This window comes from Catalinimonas alkaloidigena, from assembly GCF_029504655.1.
GTDB lineage: Bacteria > Bacteroidota > Bacteroidia > Cytophagales > Cyclobacteriaceae > Catalinimonas > Catalinimonas alkaloidigena.
On sequence record NZ_JAQFIL010000001.1, the window covers coordinates 5,452,490 to 5,466,431 of the forward strand.

9 protein-coding genes are annotated in these 13,942 nt (G+C 43.1%); 2 read left to right on the forward strand and 7 right to left on the reverse strand.

Features of this window, described 5'->3' with window-relative positions; genetic code table 11:
* Position 1 precedes the first annotated feature (1 nt).
* The 5 genes from OKW21_RS22265 to OKW21_RS22285 all read right to left on the reverse strand — a co-directional run bounded on the left by OKW21_RS22265 (position 2) and on the right by OKW21_RS22285 (position 8,127).
* Positions 2–1,279, reverse strand: a complete 1,278-nt coding sequence (locus OKW21_RS22265; RefSeq protein ID WP_277483631.1) for an arylsulfatase — start codon at positions 1,277–1,279, stop codon at positions 2–4.
* Between the two features lie 33 nt (positions 1,280–1,312).
* Positions 1,313–2,812 (reverse strand): RagB/SusD family nutrient uptake outer membrane protein, encoded by a 1,500-nt coding sequence (locus OKW21_RS22270; protein ID WP_277483634.1) that lies wholly within the window; start codon positions 2,810–2,812, stop codon positions 1,313–1,315.
* A gap of 29 nt (positions 2,813–2,841) precedes the next feature.
* A complete protein-coding gene (locus OKW21_RS22275; protein WP_277483636.1) occupies positions 2,842–6,339 on the reverse strand; it encodes a SusC/RagA family TonB-linked outer membrane protein in 3,498 nt (1,165 codons plus the stop codon).
* 28 nt (positions 6,340–6,367) lie between these two features.
* On the reverse strand, positions 6,368–7,360 hold the full coding sequence (locus tag OKW21_RS22280; protein ID WP_277483639.1) for a FecR family protein: 993 nt from the start codon (positions 7,358–7,360) through the stop codon (positions 6,368–6,370).
* 191 nt (positions 7,361–7,551) lie between these two features.
* Complete coding sequence (locus OKW21_RS22285) at positions 7,552–8,127, reverse strand: RNA polymerase sigma factor (RefSeq protein WP_277483641.1); 576 nt, start codon at positions 8,125–8,127, stop codon at positions 7,552–7,554.
* Between the two features lie 227 nt (positions 8,128–8,354).
* On the opposite strand from OKW21_RS22285, the gene OKW21_RS22290 reads away from it, so the two are divergent.
* Both OKW21_RS22290 and OKW21_RS22295 read left to right on the forward strand, forming a co-directional pair.
* Entirely contained in the window at positions 8,355–8,612 is a 258-nt protein-coding gene (locus tag OKW21_RS22290; RefSeq protein ID WP_277483643.1) for a hypothetical protein, read from the forward strand.
* 82 nt (positions 8,613–8,694) lie between these two features.
* Positions 8,695–9,603, forward strand: coding sequence for a homocysteine S-methyltransferase family protein (locus OKW21_RS22295; RefSeq protein WP_277483645.1), 909 nt, complete (start codon positions 8,695–8,697; stop codon positions 9,601–9,603).
* Between the two features lie 132 nt (positions 9,604–9,735).
* Here OKW21_RS22295 and OKW21_RS22300 read toward each other — a convergent pair whose 3' ends face one another.
* Positions 9,736–10,914, reverse strand: a complete 1,179-nt coding sequence (locus OKW21_RS22300; RefSeq protein WP_277483648.1) for a hypothetical protein — start codon at positions 10,912–10,914, stop codon at positions 9,736–9,738.
* A gap of 11 nt (positions 10,915–10,925) precedes the next feature.
* On the reverse strand, positions 10,926–13,886 hold the full coding sequence (locus tag OKW21_RS22305; protein ID WP_277483650.1) for a hypothetical protein: 2,961 nt from the start codon (positions 13,884–13,886) through the stop codon (positions 10,926–10,928).
* Between the last annotated feature and the right edge of the window lie 56 nt (positions 13,887–13,942).

Genomic DNA, 13,942 nt, shown 5'->3' on the forward strand with positions numbered 1-13,942 from the left:
TTCAGGCGGCTACATTATTTTTTTGCCCTAAGTCCTCATTAATATTATAAAGTTCTTCTCCGTTAACCAATCGCCAGCGATCATCCATCACTGCAGATTTTCTCCACTTCACAAGGTTCAGGGTTCGCTGAGAGTCCACAATCAATGTACGCGCTTTCCAGTCCTCTGCCTGCCCACGCAGTAAAGGAGCAAAGCTTTTACCATCAATTTTTTTTGTTTCAGTCCAGGAAAGGTCAGCCAGATCCACAAGGGTAGGTAAAAGATCTATATGAGCAAGCAATTGATCAATTTCTTTATTGCCTTCAATGCCTCCTCCTTTCCAACGGATGGCAAAAGGCACTCTATGGCCACCCTCATATTCGCTATTTTTGGTGCCCCGGAGACCGGCATTATAACCGTATTCCTGCCCATCTCTTGTTGAATAACCTGCCGCAGTACCATTGTCGGTCATGAAGATCAGAATTGTATTCTCGTCCAATTCCAGTTCTTTAAGCTTTTGTTCTAAACGCTTAAGGTTATCATCAATATTGGTGATCATGCCATAAAAGCGTTTTTGCCTTTCCAGAAGCTGCTCTTCATCTTTATACATATTGTAATACTCCTCAGGTACATGGAAAGGGCCATGCGCAGCATTGAGGGCGATATATGTGAAAAATGGTTGCTCCTGATTAGCCTCAATAAACTTCATGCTCTCATCAAAAAACACATCGGTACAGTAGCCTTCATACCCCTGTAGCTCACCATTATGCCAGTAGGTATCATCAAAGTAGTCATTGCCCCAGTAATCCGGCCCCTGGGTGATCCCTCCTCCCCCATGCCTTACCACTTCCTGGAACCCCCGGTCTTCAGGTCTGAATGGATAATTATCTCCTAGATGCCATTTTCCAAACATGCCGGTTGCATAGCCATTTTCAGCGAAAATCTGTGGCAGTATTTTTTCATCTTCAAAAAGAAAACTTCTGCCGGCAATGGTGTGCCAGGACCCTACCCGGTTGGTATAGCGTCCGGTCATGAGGGCTCCGCGCGTGGGTGAGCAGGTAGGTGATACATGAAAGTTACTCGCATGGACGGATTCCTGAAAAAACTGATCTATTGTAGGTGTTTTAATGGTATTATTGCCATGAAAGCCAATATCACCATAGCCCTGATCATCCGTGATGATTACAATCACATTAGGTTTGGCAGAAGATTGGGGAGGGGTATGCCCCCCTCCTAATGTTATATTTGTGCTAAAAAAAAGTATCGCTAAAGTAGTGAATACCGCGCTTTGTAATTTCATAGGCTTTGAGAATTGATTAGCATAAAGATGCTGTTAATATCCAAGGTTTTGTTCTAGATTAGGGTTATTTCTTATTTCAGGTGTTGGAATCGGAAACAAAAGGTGGTGTTCTTCCAGTGTTTTTCCATCTACAAAAGTATGTCCTACGTAGTCGTTAAACTGTCCGTTGACATAATCAAAGGCTTTTTGGGTTCGTACCATGTCAAACCATATCTCCCCTTCAAAATACTGTTCGTGCCAGCGTTCTTTCCATATCGCCTCTCTGAAGCTGGCTTGATCCAGCCCTTCAAGTGCGGGAATGCCAGCCCTTCTCCTGATTTGGTTCACTGCCTCATAGGCTTCGGGTGTAGGACCGGATAACTCATTGGAAGCCTCTGCATAATCCAGCAGCACATCGGCATAGCGAATGATTTGCCAGTTAAGTCCGGACTGGGCCGTGTTGAGATGAGCATTCTCGTCAAAGAACTTATAGTTGTAGTAGTTTCCAAACTCTACTGTATCCGTTCGGCTAGACTCTGATGTGTATTTTGTAAAGAAGAACACACCTTCTTCAGCTCGCTTATCTCCGTTTTCATATGACGCCACAAATTCCCGTTGCGCATACGTAAAACCCTGCTCTGAAGAATAGGCAGACACGCCCAGCTTAAAGGGAGGCAGGCCAATCTGAAGCGCGTCAGAAGGCTGATCCAGTTCGTCAAATTGCACCATAAAAATATACTCCCCGGTATTGTCATAAGCTTTCTGTCGGAAAGCGTCGTATGAATCAAATAAAGAGTATTCCTGAGCGTCTATGACTTCTTGTGCTTTATCTCTGGCCAGTGTATAGTATTCTGCTCCCATCTGAAGGGGATAACCTGCCATCGTCATATACACATCTGCTAAAAGCGATTTGACTGCGCCAAGGGTTACCCTGCCACTTTCATCATTGAAAGGTAAGCCCGATGCTTCAGCTTTGGTCAGGTCTTCCAGTATCAGGTCATACACCTCATCTACGGGTGCACGGGCGGGATTCAGATCAGGGCTGCTGAGATCAACCGGTTGTAGAATAACAGGTACGTCACCAAAAATTCTTACCAGGTTAAAATAAAAGTAGGCTCGTAAAAAGTGTGCTTCCCCTAATAACCTGCTTTTCTGAGCTTCATCCATCGTAATGTCAGGTATGCGAAGTAAGGCCATATTGGCATTGCCAATGCCCTGATAATGGCTGTCCCATATATTTTCTACCGAAGGGTGGTCCGCACTCATATCCAGGTTCCTTACGATCTGAAAACTTGGAAAGCCGCCGTTCGCTGAAAAAGAAGAATTGGCTGCCCCGGTACGTAATTCGGTGATTAGCCAGGATTGCCCCGTATGCACCGGATACAGGCTCTGGTAGGTAGCATAGACGATAGACTCCGCATGTGAAGCTTTGGTGAAATAATTATCAGTATTAAAATTAGAGGGGTCGTTTTCGCTGAGAAAACTTTCACAGGCTGTCCCCGTAAGCAGCATTCCGCACAGTAGCCACAGATTTGTAAACTTTGTTATATCCATGATTGTATCGCTTTAGTTTGAGTAAAAAATTATAGGCCTATATTAAGCCCCAGTTGAAAAACTCTCGGCTTAGGATAGCTGTATAAATCTACCCCCTGAGCAAAATTCTCAGTTAAAGACGAAACTTCCGGATCATAGCCGGGATAGTCAGTGATCACGAAGAAGTTCTGTAGGGAAGCCTGAACCCTTACACTGCTTAGCCCCCATCTGTTTATCGTATTGGATGGGACACTATAGGCCAGCATCAGATTGCGGCCTCTGATAAAGGATCCGTCGTAAATCCTTCCTGTGGAGGTCTGCCGATCACGATAGGCGGCAGTGGGCCTGATTTCAGGTACGAAAGTATCCTGGTTTTCCGGTGTCCAGGCATTCAGTACGTCCGAGAATACGTTGGTAATACCTGTTCTGTCCTGAGAGGTGGCTTTCGTTCCGTAAGAAACATCATTTCCGTACATGAACTGTATATCCAGCATCAGCTCCAGGTTTTTGTAATTGAGGGTATTGATCAAGGCGCCATATCCATCGGGCAACCCGTTACCAATGATGACCCTATCCTGCTCGTTGATTGCCCCATCATCGTTCATATCCTGGTATCTGATATCTCCCGGAAGGCGATTATAAGTAGCCGCCTCATCAGCCTGATCGGTATTCCAGGTGCCTAGCTGCACAAAGCCATAAAAAGAGTTGATTGGCTCCCCTTCCCGGATAATTCGGTTACCTGTCACCGGATTACCGCCCTGAACAATGTCCTGGCCTCCGGTCAGGTGCAATACTTTATTTCGGTTCATTGAAATATTGAAGGAAGTGCTCCAGCTAAAATCGTTCTTTACAATATTGGATGTTCTCAAAGCAAACTCTACCCCACGATTTTCCATGCTTCCAATATTGCGGATGACGGTACTATAGGCGCTCGTTGCCGGCACAGGAGCGTTCAGCAACATATCATCAGCCCGTTTGTAATAAATATCCCCCTCAAACGATATTCTGCCATTGAACAAGCCTACTTCAATACCGAAATCAAACTGGCTGTTTTTTTCCCATTTGAGATCCGGATTGGCCATTCTATCCAAACCGATGCCCGATACGCGTTCTCCGTTGATGATATAGGCATAGTTGCCCAATCCGGCCACCGTACGGTAATTAGGGATTTCTGAGTTTCCGGTAATCCCATAACTTGAGCGCAGCTTCAGGTTAGAGATAAAGGAAACGCTTTGCATAAAATTCTCCTCCGATATTCTCCACCCTATGGCGCCAGAGGGAAAAAAAGCATATTGGTTATCTTGCGAGAAGCGGGAAGAACCGTCCATGCGACCGGTGAGGGTGAACAGGTACTTGCTATCGAGGGTATAGTTTAGTCTGGCAAAATAAGAGTTTAAGCTGTAGCCACTCGCATTGGAAGCTGGGGGCCTGGGGTTGGAGGCTATCCCTAAATTATTAAACTCGAAGTAGTCATCAATAAAGTTCTCCGCAGATGCAGAAGTGGAGAAGGTATTGACGCGCTGCCAGGATGTACCTAACAAGCCCGTTAGAGCATGCTTTTCTGCTAAAGTAGTAGTATAGGTCAAATAATTTTCAAATTGCCAGGAAGTATGTCGTTCATCTGAAGTTGAGGCTACGCCATTTTCTGAAATAAACTGAAGATCATGGCCCGCGTAATAGTTCACCTCCTGGTCAATAAGGCTTATCCCTACAGTAGACCTTAATTCTAAGCCATCTGCCAGCCTGATGTTAGTATATGCGTTACCAACGGTGTTGACACCATTCAATAGACGTTTGGTTTCATTGACCAGCCGTACCGGCTGGGCTCCTCCTTCCATTCCTGGGTAATCCAATGTTCTTCCAAAACTTCCATCAGGATATCTTACCGGAGTGATTGGAAGGGCCTGTAATATTGATCTGGTAGGCGTAATCCCTCCTGCGCCTACTGCTCTGGGCTGGCTCTCATTCTGCACACTATAATTGATGGATGCTCCGGTGGTCAACCATTCTTTAATCTGAGTATCAACCATCAAACGCCCTGAGAAACGTTCCAATGAAGATGTTAGCAGTATGCCCTCCTGGTTACGGTAGCCTAGACTCACCGCAAATGTATTGGTCTCATCTCCACCCGAATAGGATAAGTTATGGCTATTGCTAATGGCTGTACGAAAACCTTCTTCCTGCCAGTCTGTATCATATAGGGGGTTGCCGGCGGCATCAAAAAGGCGTGGGTCTGTTCTTTTGGTAGCAGGGTCTACGGCGCTGGCTCCCAATCCATACTTTTCAGCATTCTGGTAAGCAATGTCCTCAACCATTAAGAATTCCTTCGCGTTCAACAAGTCTACTTTAGAACGTAGTGTCCCCACGCTAAACGAACCATCATAGCTAAGCCTGCTGGCACTCCGATTCGCTGATTTAGTAGTTACCAATACCACTCCATTGGCAGCACGTGCTCCATAAATAGCTGTTGCCGAAGCATCTTTAAGCACTTCAACAGATTCAATATTACCAGGATCTAAAAAATCTATAGGGGAAGTGCCATTGGATAGGTTGGTAACCGGCAAGATTACCCCATCTATTACATAAAGGGGATCGTTTGAACCTGTGATAGAGGAGTTTCCACGGATTCTAATCGTAGGTCTGCCTCCCGGACGACCAGAATTCTGCGTAACATTAACACCAGACACTCTCCCCGCCAGTCCTTGCTGGAGGTTGGTCGGAGAGAGCTTCTGAAATACTTCTTTATCAACAGACCCCACAGATCCGGTCATATCAGATTTCTGTTGAGTACCGTATCCAACGACTACAATCTCGTCTAACGATTGTACATCGGGCAGTAAAGATATGCTGATGGTCGTCCGCCCATTAATCTCTTCCTCTTTTGACACATAGCCGATGGACGAAAAAACCAGGGTAGTCACATCATCACCTACTGTAAGCCTATAGTTTCCTTCAATGTCGGTGACGGTCCCCGAAGTAGTACCTTTGGCAAGTACATTGACTCCGGGCAGCGGCTCCCCGCTCTCTCCATCTTCCACTTTACCACTTATGGTCTGTTCCATAACTTTTAATGATTTAAGCATGGATAGCCGCTTTCTACCTATTGATTCCAGAACCTCAGAATTTCCTGGTTCTTTGGTTTTCATTTTTGGTAGTATGCTTTCTTCTTTTTTTTGCCTAATGACATAAGAGGCATCATCTATTTTTTTGAATACCAGTTCCAATGGCGTTAAAAGTGAGCTAAGCTTTGTTTCCAGCCCTTCCTTTCCCAACTGTGCATTTGCTATTTTACCTTCAAGAAGCGTTGGATCAAAGTAAAAACGAACTTCATATTCATGCTCAAGTTCTTTGAGCACAAGCTTAAGCTCTTGTTTTTTTCCCTGTTCAGGAGCAAAAGCAAAGACCCTTGTGACCGAAAGCTCATTTGGGTTAGCCTGTGAATCCTGAGCTTGTACAAATCCTCCTTCAAAAATCAAGAGGCAAAGAAGTATCATCATGCCAAGAAGATGTAGCTTTCCTCTGGCACCCCGAGTAATAAGGTGAATCATAGTTTTAGGTTTTTAGATTAAAAAAGCATTATTTTTTAAATATCAATGTATCATCTTGTTGAGTAATTTGGATTTGATGTGTTTCAGATAATGCTTCTAACAATAGTTTGATTTTTTGGGCACTGATCGTGCCACTAAACAGCAGGGCTTCTATGGTTTCTTCTTCAAATATGACTTGATAACCATAATTGTCTTCCAACAAAATTGCTATTTCTGATAAGGGTGCTGCCTCAAAAATCAGTTCATTATTTCTCCAGGAGGTAAGCAGTTCAGGATTTACTATCTTCTTCTCAATTTGCTTGGAATTTGTATCATAGCTGACCTGCTCACCCGGTTCCATCAAGACTTTCTCTTCTTGTACATGCAGCGCTACTTTTCCTGAACTCAATATCACTTCAGTACTACCCCTTCTTTCAGAAACATTGAAGCTGGTTCCCAATACTTCCACTGCCGCCTGCGAGGTATGTACAATAAACTTTTGACCATTACGGTGAGAGACTTCAAAGAAGCCTTCACCTTCCATCCAAACATTTCTATCTCCCCCAGCCTCTTGCCATCCGGAAAGGTAGGAGAGCCTGGAGTTGGCATTCAGCGTAACTAAAGTGCTATCCGGAAGCATGAGAGTGCGTGTTTCTCCAAAACCTGTGGAGAAATAGACTTTATCCTCTTGTTGACCTAATGTCCAATATCCCAATGCAGCAAGGATGATCAGCGCAATGCTTGCCGCTGCGTAGTACCACCTGAATGTAAGCTGTTTGTTTTCCATGCTTTCAGCTTGTGATACCGAGTGTTGGATCTTTTCCCAAACTTCTGCTTGTTCTTGATGACCGGCGATATTTTTCTCGCTGGAAAGCATACGGAGAATTTCAACTGCTTTCTCTATCTCTTCCTGTTTCTCCGGATGTGTAAGCCTCCATTCCTCCCAAAACTGAATCACCGCAGGATCCTTTTTGTGAACCCAGCTTTGGAATAATTCATCCATCACAAAATCCTTAGCTTCGTAATGCTGATAATTGTTCATGCTTTTAAGTGCTGTAAAAGGTGATCCTTTCTCTTTTATGATCAATACTGGAGAAGCTCTCTTTTCTCACCATTATTTTTCAACTATTTTTTCACTTTTTCAATCATTACAAGAAAATGAATCAATAGTTGAAAAATATCCAAAATTAAGAGACCTATATTAACAATAAGCGACAGGAGCCAGGAAGAGAATCAGCTCATCAGCGCAATGAGCAGCATTAGATTTACATAAGGAGTGTTCTTTCTCAACACTTCAATAGCCTTTGAGATCAGATTATAGACTGAGTTTACTGTCAATGACATTGCAGACGAGACTTCATCGTAAGAAAGGTTTTCAAAAAATTTGAGATAAATGGCTTCCCGCTGCCTTTTTGTTAAAGTATTGATCGCTTTCCTGAGGTGCTGATGTTGTTCGGCTGAGATATCCTCCTGAATCAGCAAAAATTCACTGGCTGGTTCTGAGAAATTAGTATCCCCAGCATCTAAAGCCCTATGGCGATCATCAGTCTTAAAGTGATCCAGTAGAATATTCCTCAAAGACTTGATAAGATAGTGACGAACCGATACTGGTGTACTTAATTTTTCTTTATGATCCCAGAGTTTAACAAACAGCTGATGTACTGCATCTTTAGCCTGTGATGCGTTTCCACAAAACCGGAAGCCATAGTTGTAGAGCGAAGAAAAATGAGTATTGTAAATCTGCGCAAACGCTCTTCTGTCACCTTCTTTGAAGCGGTCCCATATTACATGCTCGGCGTTTGACAACATATCCATTTTAAAATTTAATAAAAATATGTCTTGATACAGCATGCAGTTTACAATCTGTTTGGAAAAATAGCAATATGAGCCCGCAAATATGAAATCGCTTAGAAAAGTATCGGGGCTTCGCTATTGTAGATGAGTTATTTTCTTCCTGTGCTTACTTTGCAGGAAAGTGAGAGAGGTCATGCGCCTGTTTAAGTTAAACTTAACCTCTTTTTCTAATTGCACAGGATTTGGAGCTTCGTTGCTGGCGTCCCGGACTTGTGCCCCACTTCATTACAGAGCGGAATATTAGGGTTATCAAGCCGGAAGGCAGCGACACGCTATTTGCTGCTGAAAGCGCTGTCCTTGTGATAGCAGTTCATGCTCAGGCTGTCGACTATTTTCAAGCCCTTGCCTGCCTGCTGGTCAGGTTCATCTGTGCACTCCTGCAGTCAGCGCCCTGGATGATGATGGTAGCTTGCGGATTAAAAAAAACACAAAGTATGTAAGCGGGTTAGGTAAAAAGTAGACATGATGATAACAAATCAGAATACAGCATGATGTGTCTATGCGTCAATTAACAAATTACCTATGCGAGACATACTTCTTTTAGACGGGGGACTGGGTCAGGAAATATTTCAGCGTGCGGGAAAACCTGCTCACCCCTTATGGTCGGCCAGGGTCATGATGGACAATCCGGAAATTGTAAAAGAAGTCCATCAGGATTTTATTAAGGCAGGAGCCAAGATAATTACTGTCAACAGCTACTCCTGCACCCCAACTCGTTTGCTACGTGATGGTCAGCTTCAATGGTTTGAGAGATTGCAGCAGCTGGCACTGAAGATGGCATCGGAGGCCAGAGATGAACTAGGAGCCTTGGCAGAAAATGTACAAATCGCAGGATGTTTGCCGCCTTTGATAGGCAGCTACACTACAGATGAACGTTCTTTTCAAGAGCTTAAGGAGGAATACCGACAAATATCAACGATACAGGCAGCTGAAGTTGATATATTTATCATTGAAACCATCTCAAATATCAAAGAGGCAAGGGCGGCAACAGAAGCCGCGCTGGAATCCCGCAAACCTGTGATTTTAAGCTTCACCCTTTCTGATAAAATTCCCCATGTCCTGCGGTCGGGAGAGACCATTGAAGAGGCGCTTGACGCGATATCGGATTATCCTCTGAGTGGCCTGTCGTTCAATTGTTCATTCCCAGAAACAATATCTCAGGGGATGAAAGCCGTTCAACATCTGAAAATACCTTACGGAGGGTATGCGAATGGCTTTACTTCTGTAGAAGAATTGAAGCCCGGAGGGACGGTAAATGTACTAAGCGCAAGGGAAGATCTGGATGAAAAAAAATACGCGCATTATGCTATGGATTGGGTGCGGTCAGGAGCAGCTATCGTGGGGGGATGCTGTGAAGTAGGACCATCTTATATTAAGTACCTGCAAAATGAATTGCTGAAGCAAAATTATCATATAGTATCTCTCAAATAAGCGGTTGTTTCAGAAAAGCGATATATAATCAGGTAAGCACAAATAATAAATATCTTTATACTCCTGCTCTCACTTTACCTGCAATTAAATACTAAAATGTAAATACCGCCAAGAAAGCAATCACTTTCATTTTTAGTGTGCAAAAGCAGGTAGTGGCTTTATAGATTCTATCACTTTTTCTCCGATGGTGATCATTCGGGGAAAAGCTGCGGATGCCGCTCCTACGGCCGCTATGGTTTCTGCTGAAAGGGTAGCAGACACTGCGCCCGTATAAGCTGCCGCAGCAGCGGAGGCAGTTGCGATTTCCGGAAGTAGTAAAATAGCCAGCACCACTACCAGGGCTATACCCAAACCTGCTGAAATACAGAGCATTAGTTCTTGTTGTTCAGCCCTGTTGGATTTCCAGTAATTATTTAAAAAGGGGGTTAAGGTAAGTTCAAAAGTATATTGGCGCATTTGCTTTCTTAACTCACCAGCCACTTTTTCCAATACTCTTTTAGGAACCATTTCCGGAGTGCCTACCGAATGAATCTCATAAAGGATCAAGCCATCCTGCCCTTTGCCCTCATTGTATCTGAGGGTAGGTTTATAACAAATCCATTCAAACTTAACAGGTTTTGAAGCACCTACATTGGTGAGTAGCGGAATAATTAACTGATTTTTATTAGGCTTCCATTTAGAGTAAACAATATCGATACCCGCAGGCCCAATTGAGGTTCCTGTTCTGATCTGTGCATCATGAATCTCTTTCTCTATATTGGGCTTGACCGCATTCTCCAGTATTTCTTTTTTTGATTCAAGGTCGCCAATAATGGTTGATGAAGCCTGATCTGCTGAAGTTACTTCCAGCAGCTCAAAGACAATTTTATGATTACTAAAGCGTATTCCCAGCACATCTGGCTTGCGTAATCCTCCTTTCAGGGCATCTAAATTTTTCAGTTTTCTCTTCTGACTCTCTGAATACATATTTCTGAAGTCAGTACGAAGCCATTTGAGGATGATATTAAAAACTTTGCTATTGGGAACGCCCTTCAGGTAGTATTCAGTATACTTTCTCACGCCTTCGTACACACTACTACTAAGCTCTTCTACGCCTTTGAAAGCTGTGTTTCCTACATAGTCTTGTGTCAGGTAACTTAATCCTGTAATCACAAAGGTGTTGGAGTCGCCATACTGACTTTTGTAGTACTCCCTGAAAAATGTCCATATCCACATTTCTGCCTGAACGGCTTCCAGGTTTGGACGCTTATTATTCACAGCCCGGGTAGGAAGCAGGCAATAATCTTCAAAAAAATCAATAGCATTGCTCATAAGTATGCGGCTTAGTTGAAGGTAGGCAATTCAGCATTTTCTTGCAGATATACCAAAGTAGTAGGTAAAATGACCTCCCAGGGATCACCTTCCGGTTTAGCATTGGCTAAATCATCGGTTTGGTTCCTGAGTTCATCCGCGATGGAAATAAACATTTGATCATTCAGCCGGGGAGGCTCCCCTCCTTTCCAAATAGCACCATTACTCTCTAAAAAATACATGATAGCATCATTATATGCAGGATGTACCGGTAAAACTACTCTTGCCGAACCTGCCTGTAAGAATTGAGTAAAGAGGGGATCTGTATCGTAAGTATTGAGTTTACGTATCCACTCACTTCTTCTTGCCCAGAAATATGGATAAAAGAGATAGGTGAGATTCTCCCACTCAAAAGCCTGCTCAAAGAACTGAATCGTTTTGCCTTCTTCAAAGGCATCAAAAATATCATAGTCAGGAGGACTTGCAATACCGGTGGTTTTCATAGCATCAAAGGTCCCGTAGAGGTAGGTGTCCATAAGGCTTTTGATACACTGCTTTTTCAATTCTAATTTTTCTATACTTCGGTTGATGCGCGGGTTCTGTCCCTGGATTAAAATCCCTGCCTGTACCTCCTGTGCTGCTGATTTTTGCGCATACTCTACCTGCATAGCTTTATATGCCGTCATAATTTTTTCATAGGTTTGAATTTGCCAGAGCTCATACAATTCGGGAGTGCGTTCTACCAAGGCGTAGGCATTCATGGCAAAAGAGCCAATGTCGTATAGGTTAACTGAAATCTGAATAGGGTTAGCCGGCCAAAACCAGTGAAAAGGTACGGCAGCATTATCATGATTATTCGCCATCACACCTACTCCACCACCGCCTATTTCCAGGGGGCGGAATATTTTATTACCTATGATCACTTCTAATTTAGGGTAGTTCACAAAATAGGCAGAGCAATCAAACCAAACACCGACTTTAGAAATATAACCTTCTGGTACAAGCAGTTCTTTGATATTGACAACATGCGGGTTTCCGTCTATCGGCATACCCTCTTTGGCAATTGAGGCAGATATGGTTTTATAGGGTAAAGGGGGAGGCGTTATTCCCTGGGCATTATAATCTCTGATGTAAAGCTGATAATTTAATTCATTAATATCTTTATGGGTAATAATGCCATCGGCCATCCACTTTCCTTTTGTATCCAGTATCCATCTGTAAGGAGTTATTGGAGGTATAATATTTTTCTTGGGTTTATTTTGCTGGGCAAACTCATAAAAAGCGGAGGGCTCAGGAATGATAAACTCAAACATCAACCGCTTACCATAATTATATACCTGCGCTTCGTAATATTTATCTACCCAGCGATAAATGCCTACAGCATGACCCGCCTTATCTTTATTATCAATGCCATGGGTATTAATTTCTTCTACTTCATGTAATTTTTTGGTGCTACGCTCCTCTTTGGTCTTCTTCTGAATTTTAGAGACAGATTTATCAATCACTTCTCTGGCAAAGTTGGAGGCGTTCTTACTGGATTCTTTGCTGGACGTACTGTATGCAAAATCCCCATGTGCCCCAAAGGTCACCATACCGTAAGAACCTGAAACAGTAACCCCCGCCTGAATGCTCATCTTTTCTTCCAGGGTCTTCTCACTTTCTTTCTTAAGCTCAAAGCGCTCAGTGGTTTGGGTATCTTTGGTCGTTTCTTCATCAGTTTCATTGGTGACCGTAAAAATGTCTTCGGTTCTATCCAATACCCGATGTTTTCTTTCCTTGTACTCACCTCTCAGTACATTCTCTATATGGGCTACCTCGCCAGCTACATATTTTTTTAGCTTTTGTTTGACGACTTTCAAATCACCAATTCCCAGGGGGCGGATAAGTTTCCGAATATTAGTGGGTGGGTAATACGGTAAAAAAGGTATATCGATATACTTTTCAAACTTGCTCACAACAGCCGAAAGTCCGGGAAGAGATTTTGCCTCAAGTGGCATTTGTGTCAAAAAGAGTGGGTCATTAATGTTTGTAATGCTGGATATCGTATTGTTCAGATGAGTTTGTAACTGGGTATAAGCATCAGATTGATGTAAATTATTTTCTGATAAATTTAGCTGTTTGAACACTGATAAGGTGCTGGCATGCAAGCTTGCGAAACTCTTTTTGTTAACCATAAGATCATTTTTCACAGACGTCACCTTACCTTTTGCTTCTACCCCTGTTTCTTTGTTGGGCATGATTACGTTTTTCGTTACCGTACTAAGTTGGGTATCAAATCGTAAGTTTTTAACCTCTTCAACTGCCCGGTACGCATCTATCCACTGTGCCCAGAGCTTTTGATAAGCAGGTATATTTTCGGCACCAGAAGGATCATGCTCGGTAGGCTCAATACTGAGTAAAGGTTTGGGTAAATCTGTAAATAACTTAGCAATAAGCGGCTGTGCTGAGAGCACTGCCTGCCAGTTTTCATAGCTATTGAGAGGTGATTTGTAAGCGATAGATTGTAATAGATGAAAAGTCCTTAAGTGTTGGGTGAGCCCTTCCAGGCTGATGCTTTCAGTTTTGTTCAAGAGGTAGAAGGCATAGTATCTATCCCATATGCCATCCAACAGATTTTGTGTCTCTTTTATTTTCAGAAACTCAAGAGCCGTACTGGCCAGTGTATTCTCTATTTCTTCTGTCAACCGGTCTATGCTAAAATCATCTTTATTTACATGAGACGCGATAGTATGAATGATAAATAGTGTAGGCTCAGAAGCTATATCCGGATAAGCTATTTCATATTTATTGCTATCAATAAATCTTACCACTCGCTCAGGTATTTGAGTAGCCTCCTCGGACGTAAAGGATTTTACCAATTTACCTACCGGCGTGTCTTCCGCATTTCTCTGATCAGCAATGAAATTTAATTTTTCACTTGCTTTGTCTGCGGGTACGGGAGGCCGTAGCGCAACGAATTTAAAAACATCCGAGGATTGAGCTAGGGTGGCCATAATAGAAAGGTATTTAGTATTAGACGCTAGCTCACTTAGATAGTCACTTCACTGTA

Bases quoted from the DNA above. Each gene is read 5' to 3' on its own strand.
- OKW21_RS22265 (WP_277483631.1), bottom strand. From the start codon at position 1,279: ATGAAATTACAAAGCGCGGTATTCACTACTTTAGCGATACTTTTTTTT.
- OKW21_RS22270 (WP_277483634.1), bottom strand. From the start codon at position 2,812: ATGGATATAACAAAGTTTACAAATCTGTGGCTACTGTGCGGAATGCTG.
- OKW21_RS22275 (WP_277483636.1), bottom strand. From the start codon at position 6,339: ATGATTCACCTTATTACTCGGGGTGCCAGAGGAAAGCTACATCTTCTT.
- OKW21_RS22280 (WP_277483639.1), bottom strand. From the start codon at position 7,360: ATGAACAATTATCAGCATTACGAAGCTAAGGATTTTGTGATGGATGAA.
- OKW21_RS22285 (WP_277483641.1), bottom strand. From the start codon at position 8,127: ATGTTGTCAAACGCCGAGCATGTAATATGGGACCGCTTCAAAGAAGGT.
- OKW21_RS22295 (WP_277483645.1), top strand. From the start codon at position 8,695: ATGCGAGACATACTTCTTTTAGACGGGGGACTGGGTCAGGAAATATTT.
- OKW21_RS22300 (WP_277483648.1), bottom strand. From the start codon at position 10,914: ATGAGCAATGCTATTGATTTTTTTGAAGATTATTGCCTGCTTCCTACC.
- OKW21_RS22305 (WP_277483650.1), bottom strand. From the start codon at position 13,886: ATGGCCACCCTAGCTCAATCCTCGGATGTTTTTAAATTCGTTGCGCTA.